Raw genomic sequence first — 15,552 nt, 5'->3', positions numbered from 1 at the left:
TTAATACTATAATTACGAAGAAGAAGCTCTATTTAATGGAGCTTCTTCTTCGTGTAGATATTAGATGGGATTCCTTCACAAGGTCAGTTTTGTTCACAATGATATGATCGGCAACCTCTAATTGAAGTCTAAGCGTCTGCACTAGTTGTTTATCGGATGAGAAGAGGCTGTTATAATCTAGCGCGTTCTCAGCATCCAGTACAGTGACGATTTGTTTCAGCACCTCAGCTTACATTTATAAAGGATGCTTCAATGAATAAGGAATTTTATATTGACTAATAAAAGGGTTCCTGCTAAGCTCTTTAAGTGTAATAATTACGATTATCTAGTTTGCTTTCGTTTGATTTTTTTATTTATTCCATTATCGTAAAAATTACTGTTTATTTCAAGTGATATTCAGAATCTATTGTTTATATTAGAGATAGATTCATCCATATCGCAGAAAGGAAGAGATCGTTTTGCTTATAGCTTCTTTAGAACAAGTTGTATTTGGTTATAGTGATGTTCCTTGCCTAGAAGATGCAAATATTGAGTTTTATGCTGGAGAATTTATCGCTGTAACGGGTCCTAATGGAGCGGCGAAGACAACATTGCTTAAACTTGTACTTGGATTATTAGAGCCATGGAAAGGGAAAGTTCACTTATCTACTATAAATAAGGAAGGGAAGAAGCTTGTTGTTGGTTATGTGCCACAGCAAATTGCTGCATTTAACGCCGGCTTTCCTAGTACCATATTGGAGTTCGTCCGATCTGGTAGATTTGTCCGAGGATCTTGGTTACGAAGGTTGAAGGCAGAAGACTATAAATGGACTGAAAGAGCATTACGCCAAGTAGGTATGTGGGAACTTCGACATCGTAAAATCGGTGAGCTATCTGGCGGCCAGAAACAGCGCATTTGTATTGCAAGGGCGCTCGCTCAAGAATCAGACATACTCATTCTGGATGAGCCAACGACTGGAATGGATCAGGAGAGCCGACTTGGATTCTATGCACTGATGCAACAGCAGGTGAAAGAACAGGGCAAGACAGTTGTAATGGTTACCCATGGACTGTCAGAGGTGGAGAATTATTTGGACCGAATTATTGCGCTTGAGCGAAAGGAGGAAGGAAGATGGAAATGCTGCACTATGACTTCATGCAGCGGGCATTTTGTGCCGGTGGGCTCATTGCATTGATTGCTTCCGTGCTGGGTGTATACCTTATGTTAAGACGTCAGGCATTGATGGCGGATATGCTCTCGCATGTTTCATTAGCAGGTGTTGCGGCAGGTGCTTATCTGAACATCAATCCTACTCTGACCGGTTTCGTCGTTGCGGTTGTTGGAGCTGTCGCTGTGGAATATGTCAGGAAATCATACAAAACGTATAGTGAAATTTCGATAGCCATTATTATGATTGGTGGATTATCTACGGCTGTAGTACTTATGAGTTTTAATACAGGCGTTAGTAAGAGTTTCACATCCTATTTATTTGGTTCTGTCGTTGCTGTAACTCAAACTGAACTATGGCTGATGGTATTCGTGGCATTGATTGGAGGAGCATTCTTTTATTTGTTCCGACGACCACTTTACCAGATGACATTTGATGAAGAAACAGCCAAGACAGCAGGGTTACCAGTTCATTGGTTATCGCTAGGATTCAGTATTCTAACAGGAATGATTGTTGCAGCAGCTATGCCTATTGTCGGAGTCCTCTTGGTGTCATCTTTAATTGTGCTTCCTGCTTCCTTAGCGATTCGCATTGCCCCTAGCTTCCAAACAGCAATTCTAATCTCGATGGCGATAGGATTGATAGGCGTAATCTCAGGTTTAACGGCATCTTATGAACTGGGCACACCACCAGGAGGAACGATTGCGCTATTGCTATTACTAATACTTATTGCAGGAATTACGATTAAGAAAATAGTTATGAAGATTGGTAGCAAACAAATGCCGAATATCAATACAGAAAGAATGCAGAACCAATAAAATTATAATAAAGGGGAAATGAAAATGAATTCATGGTTTAAAAAAACTCTAGCCTTCGTAGCGTTATCATCAATAATTGTAACAGGGTGTGGAAAAAATGATGTGGTGTCAACCAATGCAACGAATCAGGCATCAACGCCTGAGGCAAGCGCTCAAATGGAGCAGAAATTGAAGGTTGTGACTTCATTTTATCCGATGTATGAATTCAGTAAGCAAATCGCAGGAGATCATGCAGAGGTTGTTGTTCTTGTTCCTGCTGGAACCGAGCCCCATGATTGGGAGCCAAGTGCGAAAGATATGGCATTAGTATCAGATGCGGATATATTCATATATAACGGTATCGTTGAGGAATGGGCAGAAAAGGCAATTAAAAGTGCTTCTAATGAAAAGCGTATTGTGATTGAGGCGAGTCATGGCATTGATCTCATGGAAGGCGAGGCACATTCACATGATCACGGAGAAGGTGAAGAGGAAGCTCATGAGCTTGAGCATGAGCATGTAATGGACCCGCATGTTTGGCTAAGTCCTGTTCTAGCTCAGAAACAAGTAACTGCAATTCTTGAAGCTTTTGTAATGGCTGATCCTGTAAATGAAGAAGATTATAACAACAATGCAGCGGTATATATAGCGCAACTGCAACAATTGGATGAAGAATTTAAAGCAGGATTAAAAGATATTAAAACAAAAGAATTTGTTACTCAACATGCTGCATTTGGTTATTTGGCAAGGGAGTATAACTTAACTCAAGTTGCGATTGCAGGACTTTCTCCAGAACAAGAACCATCTCCCGATAAGATGGTAGATATAGTGAAATTTGCCAAAGAACATCAGGTGACAACGATATTCTTCGAAACGCTAGCAGATCCCAAAGTAGCTGAAACTCTTGCTAAAGAAATTGGTGCCACAACAGACGTGTTGAACCCGTTAGAAGGGTTAACGAAAGAAGAGACTCAGAATAATATGAATTATATTTCAGTTATGAAGAAGAATCTTGAAGCCTTGGTAAAGGCATTGAGTGAATGAATCAGAAAATAGGTTCTGCTACTGAATAGAGTAAGTATATAGAATAGAGGCCGAGGGGAATCCCCCTCGGCCTTATATGCGATCCAAAATCCAGAAAGAATCACCGATATAATCACAGTTATCCCCGCCAAAGAAGCGAATCGAAATCGGTCTTGGGTATAATACCTTCTTCATAAGCCCGATTGAGTAAAGCCTTGATGGCATTGTAACCATCATCACCTAGATTTGCACTGAATTCATTCACATATAAATCAATATGGGCTTGTGCGACTTCAGGAGATAGCTCTTGAGAGTGCTGAAGGACGTATTGTTGCGATACATTGGGGTGAGCCCAAGCATATTCAACCGAATCACGAATCCACTGTGAAATTTGAGTTAAATCCAATGATTTACGAGCAATAATGGCTCCTAAGGGGATGGGGAGATGCGTATCTTCTTCCCACCAACTACCTAAATCGGTCATTAGTGACAATCCATAATCAGGATAGGTGAAGCGTGCTTCATGAATGACGAGTCCGGCATCAATCAAGCCATCGCGCACAGCAGGCATAATCTGGTCAAATGGCATGACTACAATCTCACCGATTCCACCGGGGATGTTCTGTGCTGCCCATAAACGGAACAATAAATAAGCGGTTGAAGTCTCACTTGGCACAGCGACACGGCGACCTGCTAGTGATGCAGGATCATTCGTAATCTCATTACGGCCTGATGTGAGTACTAATGGACCACAACCGCGTCCAAGCGCCCCGCCACATGGAAGTAACGCATATTCATCGGATACCCACGGCAAAGCTCCGTATGATATTTTGATAATATCAGGTCCATCGGTTCCTTGCGCAAGTGTGTTCGTAATATTAATATCCGCGTATGTAACTTCCAACTCGGGTGCACCAGGGAGTAAACCATGAACCCAAGCGTGGTATATAAAAGTGTCATTAGGACACGGTGAAAAGGCAATCTTCATGTTAACACCTCCAGCAATATTGAACTTGCGGCTTCAAGAGCCTCAAAAGCTTCTTTCATCTTCCATGCTGCTCGATCACGTGGACCGACTACATTGGATATTGTTCTTAGTTCGAGAACAGGTACGTTATGAATTTGTGCTGCTACAGCAACACCATAACCTTCCATAGCTTCTGCGGTCGCCCCGGGCACACGCTTGTCTAGTGCAAGGGCACTCCCAGAGGAACCTGTCACTGTTGAAACGGTAAGAATGGTTCCCGTATGAACGGAAAGACCTGCTTGATGAAGAGCATCGGTTACTATGCTGACTAGAGTAGAATCTACTTCTACACGAGAAGACCCAAAGCCTAGCTCATCAACGCTACAGAAGCCTTCAGCTGTCTCTGCCCCTAAATCTGCGGCTACAATTTCATTTGCTACAACAATTGAGCCAAGCTCTGCTTGTCCAACGAACCCACCACCAATGCCAGCGCTAATGACTAGACTATAATCGGCTAAGGCAAGCGCAGTAGCTGTATTGGCAGCAGCAACGGCTGAACCTACTCCTGCGATTCGTACATCGAATTGACTAGATCCCCTAAGACCACGTAAGACAGCATCTCTTTCCGCTACAACAGCGGTCATAATCAGTATTCGTTTACCTGACTCAAGAGTTTCTATTGCGATCTCGAGTGGTTCTGTATTGATATTATGCTTCAAAGTTATCCCCTCGTTCGCTTATTATTTCTTTAAGAGGTTGTTCAAAAAGTCGTCTTTTGATCCCGAAGTATAGCAGGGGGCGTATTCGACATCGAATATTGAATTCAGCCGGTCCTTCCGGTGCTCACGTAGGGACTGCCTACGCTCCGCTCCTCACTCCCTATCTTCATCCAATCTTCTCGGTGCTGAAAAGTCGACTTTTTGAACATGCACTTTAACCAATATAACATGGATACCGTGGGGATTCATGCATATACGAGCTATTTGAAGAATAGACTTGTTCCATTACGTCATATCGGTACAAATTTTGGACAAGGGGTTGATGGGACTAATGATGGATACGATGTCTCCTAACATTTCTATACTTGGAATAGGTACGGCTCTCCCAGCTAACAGATTTGAACAAGGTGAAGTGCTAGATAAACTAGAGGAAGCTCTACACGATTCTCCTAATTCAGTACGGTGGGCAAGAAGAATCTTTAAACAATGTGGTGTCGCCACTCGGTATACCTGTGAACCTAATCTTATCGGACATGGATCAAGAAGCCGCTATTTGCCATCAGAAGGACTTCATGATGTCCCTTCTACCGCAGAACGGATGGAAATATATAAAAGAGAATCTATCCCCTTAGGCCTACAAGCGGCGAAGGATGCCTTGCTTGATGCAGAGGTCGATCGTTCACAGATCACCCATCTCATAACAGTAAGTTGTACGGGACAATTCCTTCCAGGGCTGGATGCTGTTCTTGTCAAGGATATGGGGCTGTCTCCTCGTGTGCAGCGGATTCCATTAACGTTTCAAGGATGTGCAGCGGGATTGAAGGCGATTCAATTGGCTAGAACGTTGGTGGAAGGACAATCAAACGCTCAAATATTAATAGTCTGTGTGGAATTATGTACACTTCATTTCCAGCCTTCAAGCGATCGCGAGGCTTTATTTGGTGCGTCGTTCTTCGGGGATGGGGCTTCTGCATGCATTATTGGGACCGCTGATAAGAACAGTAAGGGGTTGTTTCAATTAGGAGACGGCCATTCGGTTCTTTTACCTGAGTGTAGTGAAGAAATGATATGGGAGATTGGCAATTATGGATTCGATCTCTATCTATCAACGAATATCCCTAAGTTGTTAGGTCGCTATCTAACTGCGGAAATGGAATCACTCTTAGATGGAGACAAGACTCCTAGCTTATGGGCAATACATCCTGGGGGCAGAGGAATTGTTGATATCGTACAACAGATGTTCGAATTAAGCGATGCTCAGGTTCAGTTTAGCCGAAGCATCCTCCATGACTATGGTAATTTGTCTTCTGCTACAATTCTATTCGTATTAAAAGCGATGCGTGAGGATCTGCTAACTCGCCAAGTTGCATCCTCAAGTGGCGTAGCGTTAGCCTTCGGTCCGGGGTTAACGGCAGAACTACTAAAGTTTACGTATATTCCTACGAGCATTCTACAAGAACGGAAGATAGATCATGTTCATTCTTAAGAAGTTACAGAAAAGAGCGGAAGAACCAGAATTAATGGACGACTTCAGTATGGGTGGAGCAGATCTGCATGAAGCGCTACGTGATTTAAGGATGTTGAATCTAATATTTGGAGCCTCGAGTCCTACAATCTATGGTATTGAGAAGTTATGGATTCTCGCGGATCGGCCGAGTGCCTTAACTATTCTTGACGTCGGTGCGGGTTCAGGAGATGTGAACAGACGTATTCTTAGATGGGCAGATAAGAAGGGCATTGATATTACGATTCAACTAGTTGATGTTACGGAAGAAGCCTGTGAGGAGGCACGTCAATTTTTTCATGATGAACCGCGAGTATCGGTGGGATTAGTTGATGTGAAGTACTTATCCGAAGCCAGTGTTGATATCGTGACTGGATCACAATTTATTCATCATTTTACGGGAGATGAGCTACATAAAGTCGTATCCTATATGCATAAAGCGTCCAAGCTTGGCGTTGTTATTAACGATATTCACCGACACTGGCTGGCGTGGCTAGCTGTATGGATTGTCAGTCGTGTGGTTTCCACGAATCGTTATATAAGACATGATGCCCCTTTATCTGTAGCTAAAGGATTTCGGGCTACGGATTGGATTATGTTAAGAGAAGTTATAGGTATCCCACAACTCATCTATTCATGGCGACCTTTATTTCGATATGCTGTTGTCATTCCTCAGGGTTCTGTACAGAATAAAGATCGGAGTGAGAGTGGATGACACAAATAATGGATGCGGTCGTAATAGGTGGAGGAATTGCTGGCTGCAGTCTGGCCAAACAATTAGCAGATCTAGGATGGAGAACGGTCTTGTTAGATCGCCAATCGTTCCCCCGCCACAAAACTTGTGGTGAATTTCTATCTCCGGAATCTCAAGAGATGCTTAGTAAGCTTGGATTGGATGCCGTTATGGAATCATTACAGCCACAGCTGATATCGAAAGCGAGACTTATATTTCAACATGGAGATTCAGTAGAGGTTCCTTTACCAGGCACGGCATGGGGAATAAGTCGCTATACACTTGACTCTGCACTCCATGAAGCGATTGTTCATGCAGGTGCAGACGTGCGGACAGGAGTTACAGTGACATCTATCAAGCAAAATGAAGAGGGATACGAGGTCAAGATGAAGCAGAATGGTAAAGTTGAGGTCATTTATGCTCGCTCAGTTTATGCTGCTTGGGGTTCACATCGTCATTCTAATATGTTCAATGAACCTTATCCATTGGATTCGAGTAAGCCTTCCTACGTCGGGATCAAATCTCATTATTCAGGAATACAATCTGAATCTGTTACGGAGTTATATTTCGTGAAAGGTGGGTATATTGGGATTTCTCCTGTTGAGAAGGGTTATTCGAATGTGGCTGCGTTATTGGAAAAGGCAGTCGTCAAGGGCGCGGGAACGACAATACCTGCCATACTTGAATCAGCTTCAAAAGGGAATATTCAATTAGTTGAGAGAATGAAACAAGCTGTCCCAGTTGAGGGTACACAAGTGTCCATCGCTCCGGTCCATCTGTCACATCATCCGCTAGCATGGCATGTCATTCCACATCTAGGGGATGCAGCAGTGGTGATTCCACCGCTCTGCGGGGATGGCATGTCGATTGCACTACGTTCGTCCTTTCTATGTTGTGCTTCCGCTAATCGTTATCTTCGTGGAGAGATATCACATTCTCAGTGGCAAGAAGAATATACACAAGCGATTGAGCGTGAATTTAGTGGTCTTATCAGACGAGGAAGGGTTGCGCATGTATTGAGTTCGATGCCTATGATTACGCGCTGTGTCCCTACCCTAGTAAGGATCTGCCCGCCCATTGGAAAGTATCTAGTTAAGGCCACTCGATTGAAATTATATAAAGGTTAACTATTTTTCATATAGGAGAGGCTTGCTTATGGGATACCGCATGCTTGCTATTCTTTCACATCGCTTCTCTCCATGGATCATTGTGTTGTGGACTGCATTCTTTGTCGTCTTTAGTACCTATGCTACTGAATTACCAACGCTACTCAAAGACCACGGGTTAGAATCTGATGGGAGTTCTACATATGTTCAACAAATACTATATTCAGAATTCGGAATTCCTGATGAGCCGATTATGCTTGTTTTTGAAAAAGAAACATTAGTAACAACTCAGCAGTTTCAGCAGTTTATTGAGAGCGTCCTATTGAGTATGAGTAACATCGAAGGTCTTTCTTCACAAGTATCTCCGTTTGAAAGGGAAGGGATGCTACAAGGGAATGTAGCTTATGCACTTCTTGGATTTCGTCAGCACGCCTACCAGATCGGACCTGTAATAGAGCAGATTAGACAGCAACTTCCCACTTCCTCGCATATTTCGATGGGTGTGACAGGGAAATCCGTTATTCAATACGATGTGAATCAAGCGAGTCGTCAAGGATTGCAGACAGCGGAGTTGATCGGCTTGCCGATAGCATTCGTAATACTGTTATTTGCGTTCAGAGGAGTCTTATTTGCATTGCTCCCACTTGTGATAGGGATTATTGGTGTTATAGGCACACTAGGGATCATGGCTTTCGTCGGCACAGTGTTGGATCTCTCCAATTTTGTATTAAGTGTGATACCTATGGTTGGATTGGCGTTAAGTATTGATTTTGCACTTATGATCATCAGTCGATTTCAGGAGGAACTTCATGGAAGGAATGTAGAGCAGGCATTAATAACTTCGATGAGTACAGCCGGACGAGCTGTAGTATTCTCGGCAGCATGTGTATTTCTAGGGCTAGTAGCGATCCAATTCATTGATTTACCCATCTTTACGACCGTCGCCTTGGGTGCAATAGTTGTTCTAACCATATCGCTTCTACTGAATTTAACACTACTTCCGGCTCTACTTAGTATCCTCGCTCCAATTATAGTTGCTCAAAGAATAGTTCCTAACAAGAAGCAATCCCCGAAGTCCCAAAAACCCCAGAAATCCAAAACACTAGGCATTTGGGATCGATGGTCACTCGCCATTATGAAAAGACCTGTCGCATCAGTACTGCTTGCTTCTATCGTGTTGATTAGTTGTCTCATACCATTACGGCAGATGGTCATTAGCATACCGGATGAAAGTTCACTCCCTAGAGGATATGAATCACGAACAGCGATGGAAGTGTATAAAGCTCAATTTACTTCGACTTCGAGTTCAGAGGTAGTTGTGATCGCGGAAGGAAAGAATTCCACATTTACAACCGAAGATTGGCTCCACGCCTATCAATGGGTGAAGCGGATGAAACAAGATCCGGGAGTAATTAAAATTGAATCTGTGTTTGACCATCTTTCATTGTTATCGGAGCAACAATCCCTTCGGTTGCTTCAGAATCCTTCTTTTATGAACAAGATGGGATCGGAATTACAATCCGTGCTTAGGGATAATAGACTGCTCTTTCCGATGACTATACGTGGTGCCGTCGGTTCGAAAGAAGCTTCGGATTGGTTACGGAATTTAGAGGAGGAAGGTGCTTCAGCGGAACTACCACTGATCGTTGGGGGAGAGGCGAAGTATCAGCAGGAGATATTCGATGAAATTTCGAGTCATATTGGTTCTATTCTATTATTTATTGGAGTGACGAACTTTATTGTTCTATGCATTGCGTTCAGGTCCATTCTTATTCCACTTAAAGCCATTGTGATGAATCTATTAAGTTTAGGTGCATCGTTCGGTATTCTTGTGTTTATATTTGAAAAAGGAAGATTTGGACTTGAAGCTAGTCCTATTGCGGTTATGATTCCTGTCTTTGTATTTGGTCTCGTATTTGGAATCAGTATGGACTATGGTGTGTTCCTGTTATCCCGAGTGTCAGAAGTATACGAACGTACGGGTGATCTCCTTATTGCCGTTACGTCAGGATTATCTTCAACCGGTCGGATTATCACATCGGCAGCTGCTATTATGATTGCAGTCACCTTGCCATTCGCCTTCGCGGATGTCGTAGGGGTGAAGCAACTCGGAATCGGAATTGCAGCAGCTATATTCATCGATGCCACGATCATTCGATTGATCCTTGTTCCTTCATTAATGACCCTTCTCGGGCGAATGAATTGGTGGATGCCCTTTCAATAAGGTCTTTACTGAATGGATGACTACATCGGGTCTATGTATTTGAATTGAATGCCAGCTGTCATCTACGATGATTTGTTTGGTCATTTGGGTAAGATGTAATAAATCTACCTGTCCTTTTTTCCAAGTATCCGTTTGTTTCCCGGCACTTAATACGATGACAGGTAAGTCCTTTCTCAAAGGTTGTGCTTGTTGTAATTGGATGCTACTTTCTCCCGTATGCAAAACTTCCGAATATGCGGACTTATAAGCAATTGTTCGATAACCTAAAGCACGAGCCTTTCTCAGCATCTCAGAAGGAAGTCGCTTGGACCCAATATGCATTCTCAACAATCGAGGAATGGCTATCGGAGACAGTAAATAGCCTAGTCGGAACATTTTCAAATGATTCTCGCGTTGCTTCCTTCTAGCTGGATGGGACTGATCTAATAAATATCTATTCTCATGTGTGGAATCCACTAACACTAGACCCATTACTTCCTCCGGATACGTGGCGGCAAATAACCTCATGATCATTCCACCATATGAATGTCCAACGAGTAAGAAAGGCGGCTTTCTGCCCAGTTCAGTCAATAACAAACGAAGATCCTTCACATATTGTTGGCAGGTTGGTTCTAAAGGAGAGGAAGTACTCCAGCCCAATCCGGCTCGGTCATAAGAGATCACTGTCGCGATGTCAGCAAGTTCGGGTTGAACGTGACACCAATCTAGTGAGCACCCGCCCATGCCGGACTCCAATATAATAGTAGGTGAACCTTTCCCAGATACATTGACATGCACCTTATGCTGGTTAAGCTCAATCATTTGTCCACTAGGCTTATATTGATATGACTGGTATCTAGATGATACCATCTGAAACAAGGTCAATGGAAAACCGATTACTGATAGAGTCCCGCGAATCAATTGATCAGAGAAAGAAATCATGGTCAAAACCACCTCCTCCACTAATTTAAAGGCGAAAATTGGAAAAGTTAAAGAGAAGCTTTTTCTAAAAACTTTCCTATTTTAAAATATTGTTAAAATTTTGAGTCTTTATTTGTTGTTTGAGTTATAATTGATAAATAAATGTTCATGGTATATAAGTTCGAGTTCAAAAAGTCGGATTTTCAGCACCGAGAAGATTGGATGAAGATAGGGAGTGAGGAGCGGAGCGTAGGCAGTACCTACGTGAGCACCGGAAGGACCGGCTGAATTCAATATTCGATGTCGAGTAAGCTTCTTGGTAATCTTCGTGATCAAAAGATGACTTTTTGAACTACCTCTATACGTTGAAAGGTGGCTTTAAATATGGATAACAGCACGAATGTATCACGCTTTAAAGAAGTAATGGGGAATTACCCTACAGGAGTGACCGTCGTAACAACAGTGAATGAAGAAGGAGTTCCACTGGGACTTACCGTTAATTCATTTGCATCTGTATCATTAGATCCATTACTTGTCCTATGGTCCATCGACAAAAGAGTTTCAACTTATGAAACTTTTATAAAAACGGATAAATTCGCTGTACACGTACTATCTGGTGATCAAGGCGATATTTGTTCCCTATTTGCGAGTAGAGATATTGATCGATTTGGAAGTTGTGATTGGAAGTTATCACAACATAATCTTCCGATTATTGCAGGAGCTTCAGGAGTGATGCAATGTAAGACGTTCAAAACGATTGAAGCGGGAGATCACACTATTTTGATAGGTGAAATCATCGATATTGAAAGTAATAACAAAGAACCGCTCCTATATCATAAAAGGAAATTCGGGAGAATTCCGGACGAATTCTATATTTAAACTTTACATGATGACATTCCTCCTACTTTTGTGGGGGGATTCTTTATTTAACTTAAAGGAGGTACTATGCCTTTTCTAAAGAAGATAAATCTAGATTGGGATAACTTATCCCATGAAGATGAACATCAATTTCCATTTCAGATCCCTGCGATACGTAGCTTGAGAAGCTTAAACTTAGAGAGTAACGTGACCTTTCTAACAGGAGAGAATGGTTCAGGTAAATCCACATTATTGGAATCCATTGGACTTTGTTGTGGTTTCAGTATTATTGGGGGAAAAGATCTTGTCATTCAGAAGGAAAAGGATAATGTATCGCTGTCATCTATCATGAAATTAAGCTGGATGCCTAAGGTGAATAGCGGCTTTTACTTCCGTGCTGAGACATTTGATACGTTTGCGAACTATATCGATGAGCTAGCAGATGATCCTTTTATTGGTAATTCCGCTTATGGTCCATACGGTGGGAAGTCCTTAAATGAACGCTCTCACGGTCAAGCGTTTCTAACGTTTTTTAACAATCGGCTCGATAAGAAGGGGCTTTACTTGTTAGATGAGCCAGAGTCAGCCTTGTCGCCGCAGAGTCAGTTAGCCTTTATGAGGTTGATTCGGGAGATGGAACAGAGTGGACAGGCTCAATTCATTATTGCGACGCATTCGCCGATGCTTATGGCGTACCCGAATGCTCAAATTCTACATTTTTCGGAAAGCTCTATAGATCCTATTGAATACGAAGAGACGGAACACTATAGCTTGACTCGAGATTTCCTAAATCATCGCGAGAGGTATTTCGACATATTGTTCTCGGATGATGAGTGAGAAGATTGAAATAGTGTTCTGAATGAATATACCAGGCAGTCCATTAGGATGCCTGGTTGTTTATTGTTTGGATGAGGTAGAGCTTTCTAGTATGGCATTATTTAGATGGATCAACACGCTAACGGCGTGTGCCGGACTTCCTTACTGCAATCCGGGTGCGGTTCAGGAAATCGACTGTGGAGCTTACCCTTAATCAAGCTGTTTCCATTTATTATCCATCACTTGTGGAACATAGTTCTCCATGCGTTGGATAAGGTCTATTGGATCACTAGACACGATAATTAGGCTCAGATTTGATTCGTTGGCAAATCCCTCTTGAACACCATAATTAATCATCTTCAACAGTGGATCGAAGTAACCGCAAATATTTAATATGCCAATAGGCTTATGGTGTATACCAATCTGTGACCAGCATAGAACCTCGAAAAGCTCCTCATATGTTCCGAATCCACCAGGTAAGGCGATAAATCCATCTGCTAATTTCCCCATCATAGCTTTGCGTTCATGCATACCTTCAACTTCAATAAATTCAGTTAGTTGTTGATGCACGATTTCGCCCTTAAATAATCCTTTGGGCATCACTCCAATCGCTTCGCCACCTTGTTCCATGATGGTATTGGCGATCACTCCCATAAGTCCCATATTGGACCCACCATACACTAAGCGATATTGCTCTTGAGCCATATAATGACCAAGCTCAGTAGCCTTGATTTGATAGTCCGGACGCTCCCCAAGATTAGATCCTGCAAAAATACAAATAGATTTCATAAATGGTATTCACTCCAATTTTTATGTATATTGTATTAGTTATTATATATTATACAGGAATAAAGCCATTAATATATCAAATTAATTAGAAAAGACCACAGAAGTGGTCCTTTTCTTTTTAACGATAAGCGTCACTTAGGAATCTTGGACTCGGTTAGTAGTATGATCTGTGAAATTTGCTTCTCCCAGCCGTAAATATGTTGTTGAGATGTTTGAATGTTTTGCATTTCGTTATACATAAGCGTTATTTCTTCAGCGGCTGTAACGGCATTGCCCTGCTTGACACTTGCTTTATAACGTTTCTCTGCTGCCGAATAAGATTGTTTCGTCGTAGCTATTGTTTTGTTCTCCGCAGTAATCATTTTTTTGTAATTTTGGACAGGAGCAAGCACCTCCTTAACTGCCTTCAACTTGATTGAACGCTGCTTTTTGGCGGAAGCGAGTGCATCTTTGGTAGCTTTCACCTCAGAACGAGCAGTTAACACAGAAGTTAGTATCTTATTACGCTTAAGATTCAGTAGATCAGCGAGTTTCTTATCTTTATTCTTCTTAGCTGCAGTAGTTTGTTTGGTTAGTGCTGAGTATTGTTCTAAAAGCGGAGAATGCTTACGTAAGGTCTGATCGTATTGAATTTGCAATCTGTTTATTAACTCTAGGTCTATGTTATTGATCTTTATGTTCACTTGCTTCAATACATCATTATTCACTGTACGTTGCTCTTGAATAAGTTGTTTTTCAGACGAAATAGCCATCTTAAGAACTGTCAAATCATCGTAAATATGGTTGACATGTTCCAATGCAGTATCCCAATGATCCGCTGCACTCACTTGTGAGACATTACTTTGTAACATAATCAATAGACAAAGAATGATTAATATTGAACCTCGAAATCCTCTAACCATTGCCTTATTCATAAATTAAATCAACTCCATTCCATGAAATTTATAGCGCAGAAAAAGCACCTCCAAGAAAGGCTAGTACGCCTAATCTTGCGAGGTGCTTCGCTCGCTAACATGTTAAATTTAAACTTAGTCTATCCTTTAATATGGAAAATGTCAATAGTTTGCCGAACATACGTTTCTGTGTGGGGCCTACTGTTCAATCCACTGAAACATTCGTTCAATGGCGACTAAATGTGTATCGAGTGGAAGATGGTGGTCGTAGCCGTCATATGGATGAAACTCAGTGGGTACCCCTGCCTCGACAAGCTTGTTGTACATATTGAGTCCGTGACTGAAATCGACTTGGGTATCTTGGGTGCCATGCATAATAAGCACGGGGCACTGAATTTTATCCGCCATGAAGATAGGAGAGCGCAGTTGATAGGATTCAGGTATTTTATTGGGGGAGCCTCCAACGACTCGTTTCAACATTTTACGGAGATCCACTCGTTCTTCATAGGTCTGGGCAAGGTCGGATACACCACCCCAATGGATTAATTTATGTACTTTAGGTATGTGTGTTGCGGTATGTGTAGCATTAATAGACCCACGAGAGAAGCCCATTACAGAAATTCGTTTCTCATCTACAAAAGGAAGACTCTCCACAAGACGATATGCGGATAAAACATCTTCTTGATCGCTGCCCCCGAATTCGTCACGCCCATCCCCACCCTCATTTCCTCGATAGGTAGGAGCGAATATGATATGTCCGTAATTTGAGAATTGCTCAAGCCACTCTGTCTTGACTCGTCCGAATTTACCGATGCCTCCACGACAATAAATCAAGACAGGCCATGTTTTAGATCGAAGATCTTTGCGTGCTGGTGGATAAGAACTGGATAATCCAGTTACGGGAAGCTTCATTGAACCATAGGACTGAGCAATGAAGGACTCTAACTCTGAGGTAGGCAGGTCATACCCATGCGGTAAGCTTAGATACCCTTTTACCTTCAATCCATGTGATAAGTAAGTGATATGAAAGATCATAGTTGCTATCGGCTCCTATTATTTAAGGATTTTAAATTAT

17 protein-coding genes are annotated in these 15,552 nt (G+C 42.1%); 10 read left to right on the top strand and 7 right to left on the bottom strand.

Annotated elements, in window-relative coordinates; translation table 11 throughout:
- Positions 1–28: 28 nt before the first annotated feature.
- A complete protein-coding gene (locus tag AC1TO9_RS05205; RefSeq protein ID WP_482053749.1) occupies positions 29–223 on the bottom strand; it encodes a GTP-binding protein in 195 nt (64 codons plus the stop codon).
- 235 nt (positions 224–458) lie between these two features.
- Between AC1TO9_RS05205 and AC1TO9_RS05200 the strand changes: the two genes are divergently transcribed.
- Genes AC1TO9_RS05200 through AC1TO9_RS05190 form a run of 3 tightly spaced genes read left to right on the top strand, consistent with a single transcriptional unit; the run spans position 459 to position 2,989 of the window.
- Positions 459–1,175 carry a metal ABC transporter ATP-binding protein gene (locus tag AC1TO9_RS05200; RefSeq protein WP_482053748.1) on the top strand — a complete coding sequence of 239 codons (717 nt, stop codon included), beginning with the start codon at positions 459–461 and terminating at the stop codon, positions 1,173–1,175.
- Complete coding sequence (locus tag AC1TO9_RS05195; RefSeq protein WP_482053747.1) at positions 1,112–1,966, top strand: metal ABC transporter permease; 855 nt, start codon at positions 1,112–1,114, stop codon at positions 1,964–1,966. Before AC1TO9_RS05200 ends, AC1TO9_RS05195 begins: the two co-directional genes overlap by 64 nt.
- A 24-nt stretch (positions 1,967–1,990) precedes the next feature.
- Complete coding sequence (locus AC1TO9_RS05190) at positions 1,991–2,989, top strand: metal ABC transporter substrate-binding protein (RefSeq protein ID WP_482058571.1); 999 nt, start codon at positions 1,991–1,993, stop codon at positions 2,987–2,989.
- A gap of 118 nt (positions 2,990–3,107) precedes the next feature.
- Here AC1TO9_RS05190 and AC1TO9_RS05185 read toward each other — a convergent pair whose 3' ends face one another.
- On the bottom strand, positions 3,108–3,956 hold the full coding sequence (locus AC1TO9_RS05185; RefSeq protein ID WP_482053745.1) for a 1,4-dihydroxy-6-naphtoate synthase: 849 nt from the start codon (positions 3,954–3,956) through the stop codon (positions 3,108–3,110).
- On the bottom strand, positions 3,953–4,615 hold the full coding sequence (locus AC1TO9_RS05180) for a futalosine hydrolase (RefSeq protein WP_482054467.1): 663 nt from the start codon (positions 4,613–4,615) through the stop codon (positions 3,953–3,955). Before AC1TO9_RS05180 ends, AC1TO9_RS05185 begins: the two co-directional genes overlap by 4 nt.
- 373 nt (positions 4,616–4,988) lie before the next feature.
- Between AC1TO9_RS05180 and AC1TO9_RS05175 the strand changes: the two genes are divergently transcribed.
- Genes AC1TO9_RS05175 through AC1TO9_RS05160 form a run of 4 tightly spaced genes read left to right on the top strand, consistent with a single transcriptional unit; the run spans position 4,989 to position 10,221 of the window.
- Entirely contained in the window at positions 4,989–6,140 is a 1,152-nt protein-coding gene (locus AC1TO9_RS05175) for a type III polyketide synthase (RefSeq protein ID WP_482058827.1), read from the top strand.
- Positions 6,127–6,873, top strand: a complete 747-nt coding sequence (locus AC1TO9_RS05170; protein WP_482058570.1) for a methyltransferase domain-containing protein — start codon at positions 6,127–6,129, stop codon at positions 6,871–6,873. The genes AC1TO9_RS05175 and AC1TO9_RS05170 overlap by 14 nt, the downstream gene beginning before the upstream one ends.
- Positions 6,870–8,018, top strand: coding sequence for an NAD(P)/FAD-dependent oxidoreductase (locus tag AC1TO9_RS05165; protein ID WP_482058569.1), 1,149 nt, complete (start codon positions 6,870–6,872; stop codon positions 8,016–8,018). The genes AC1TO9_RS05170 and AC1TO9_RS05165 overlap by 4 nt, the downstream gene beginning before the upstream one ends.
- A gap of 28 nt (positions 8,019–8,046) precedes the next feature.
- Positions 8,047–10,221: an MMPL family transporter gene (locus tag AC1TO9_RS05160; RefSeq protein ID WP_482058568.1), complete on the top strand. Its 2,175-nt coding sequence runs from the start codon at positions 8,047–8,049 to the stop codon at positions 10,219–10,221.
- Here AC1TO9_RS05160 and AC1TO9_RS05155 read toward each other — a convergent pair.
- Positions 10,174–11,142 carry an alpha/beta fold hydrolase gene (locus AC1TO9_RS05155; protein ID WP_482058567.1) on the bottom strand — a complete coding sequence of 323 codons (969 nt, stop codon included), beginning with the start codon at positions 11,140–11,142 and terminating at the stop codon, positions 10,174–10,176. The genes AC1TO9_RS05160 and AC1TO9_RS05155 overlap by 48 nt on opposite strands.
- A gap of 363 nt (positions 11,143–11,505) precedes the next feature.
- Between AC1TO9_RS05155 and AC1TO9_RS05150 the strand changes: the two genes are divergently transcribed.
- From AC1TO9_RS05150 to AC1TO9_RS05140, 3 genes are all read left to right on the top strand, one after another.
- Positions 11,506–12,000 (top strand): flavin reductase family protein, encoded by a 495-nt coding sequence (locus AC1TO9_RS05150; protein WP_482053741.1) that lies wholly within the window; start codon positions 11,506–11,508, stop codon positions 11,998–12,000.
- A gap of 66 nt (positions 12,001–12,066) precedes the next feature.
- Positions 12,067–12,816, top strand: a complete 750-nt coding sequence (locus tag AC1TO9_RS05145) for an AAA family ATPase (RefSeq protein ID WP_482053740.1) — start codon at positions 12,067–12,069, stop codon at positions 12,814–12,816.
- A 22-nt stretch (positions 12,817–12,838) separates the two neighbouring features.
- The gene (locus tag AC1TO9_RS05140; RefSeq protein WP_482058566.1) at positions 12,839–13,009 is read left to right on the top strand and encodes a hypothetical protein; all 171 of its coding nucleotides are present in this window, start codon (positions 12,839–12,841) and stop codon (positions 13,007–13,009) included.
- Here AC1TO9_RS05140 and AC1TO9_RS05135 read toward each other — a convergent pair.
- The 3 genes from AC1TO9_RS05135 to AC1TO9_RS05125 all read right to left on the bottom strand — a co-directional run bounded on the left by AC1TO9_RS05135 (position 13,006) and on the right by AC1TO9_RS05125 (position 15,512).
- Positions 13,006–13,584 (bottom strand): LOG family protein, encoded by a 579-nt coding sequence (locus tag AC1TO9_RS05135; RefSeq protein ID WP_482058565.1) that lies wholly within the window; start codon positions 13,582–13,584, stop codon positions 13,006–13,008. The two genes, AC1TO9_RS05140 and AC1TO9_RS05135, sit on opposite strands and share 4 nt — an antisense overlap.
- Before the next feature lie 131 nt (positions 13,585–13,715).
- Positions 13,716–14,498 (bottom strand): hypothetical protein, encoded by a 783-nt coding sequence (locus AC1TO9_RS05130; protein WP_482058564.1) that lies wholly within the window; start codon positions 14,496–14,498, stop codon positions 13,716–13,718.
- A gap of 177 nt (positions 14,499–14,675) precedes the next feature.
- Positions 14,676–15,512, bottom strand: a complete 837-nt coding sequence (locus tag AC1TO9_RS05125) for an alpha/beta hydrolase family protein (RefSeq protein ID WP_482058563.1) — start codon at positions 15,510–15,512, stop codon at positions 14,676–14,678.
- Positions 15,513–15,552 lie beyond the last annotated feature (40 nt).

This window comes from Paenibacillus sp. Y916 (genome assembly GCF_056786435.1).
This window is presented reverse-complemented; position numbering and strand designations above follow the sequence as displayed.

Excerpts from the sequence above, each read along its gene's own strand:
- AC1TO9_RS05150 (WP_482053741.1), top strand. The coding sequence starts at position 11,506 with ATGGATAACAGCACGAATGTATCACGCTTTAAAGAAGTAATGGGGAAT.
- AC1TO9_RS05135 (WP_482058565.1), bottom strand. The coding sequence starts at position 13,584 with ATGAAATCTATTTGTATTTTTGCAGGATCTAATCTTGGGGAGCGTCCG.
- AC1TO9_RS05175 (WP_482058827.1), top strand. The coding sequence starts at position 4,989 with ATGGATACGATGTCTCCTAACATTTCTATACTTGGAATAGGTACGGCT.
- AC1TO9_RS05170 (WP_482058570.1), top strand. The coding sequence starts at position 6,127 with ATGTTCATTCTTAAGAAGTTACAGAAAAGAGCGGAAGAACCAGAATTA.
- AC1TO9_RS05140 (WP_482058566.1), top strand. The coding sequence starts at position 12,839 with ATGAATATACCAGGCAGTCCATTAGGATGCCTGGTTGTTTATTGTTTG.
- AC1TO9_RS05165 (WP_482058569.1), top strand. The coding sequence starts at position 6,870 with ATGACACAAATAATGGATGCGGTCGTAATAGGTGGAGGAATTGCTGGC.
- AC1TO9_RS05190 (WP_482058571.1), top strand. The coding sequence starts at position 1,991 with ATGAATTCATGGTTTAAAAAAACTCTAGCCTTCGTAGCGTTATCATCA.
- AC1TO9_RS05160 (WP_482058568.1), top strand. The coding sequence starts at position 8,047 with ATGGGATACCGCATGCTTGCTATTCTTTCACATCGCTTCTCTCCATGG.
- AC1TO9_RS05155 (WP_482058567.1), bottom strand. The coding sequence starts at position 11,142 with ATGATTTCTTTCTCTGATCAATTGATTCGCGGGACTCTATCAGTAATC.
- AC1TO9_RS05145 (WP_482053740.1), top strand. The coding sequence starts at position 12,067 with ATGCCTTTTCTAAAGAAGATAAATCTAGATTGGGATAACTTATCCCAT.
- AC1TO9_RS05195 (WP_482053747.1), top strand. The coding sequence starts at position 1,112 with ATGGAAATGCTGCACTATGACTTCATGCAGCGGGCATTTTGTGCCGGT.
- AC1TO9_RS05185 (WP_482053745.1), bottom strand. The coding sequence starts at position 3,956 with ATGAAGATTGCCTTTTCACCGTGTCCTAATGACACTTTTATATACCAC.
- AC1TO9_RS05125 (WP_482058563.1), bottom strand. The coding sequence starts at position 15,512 with ATGATCTTTCATATCACTTACTTATCACATGGATTGAAGGTAAAAGGG.
- AC1TO9_RS05130 (WP_482058564.1), bottom strand. The coding sequence starts at position 14,498 with ATGAATAAGGCAATGGTTAGAGGATTTCGAGGTTCAATATTAATCATT.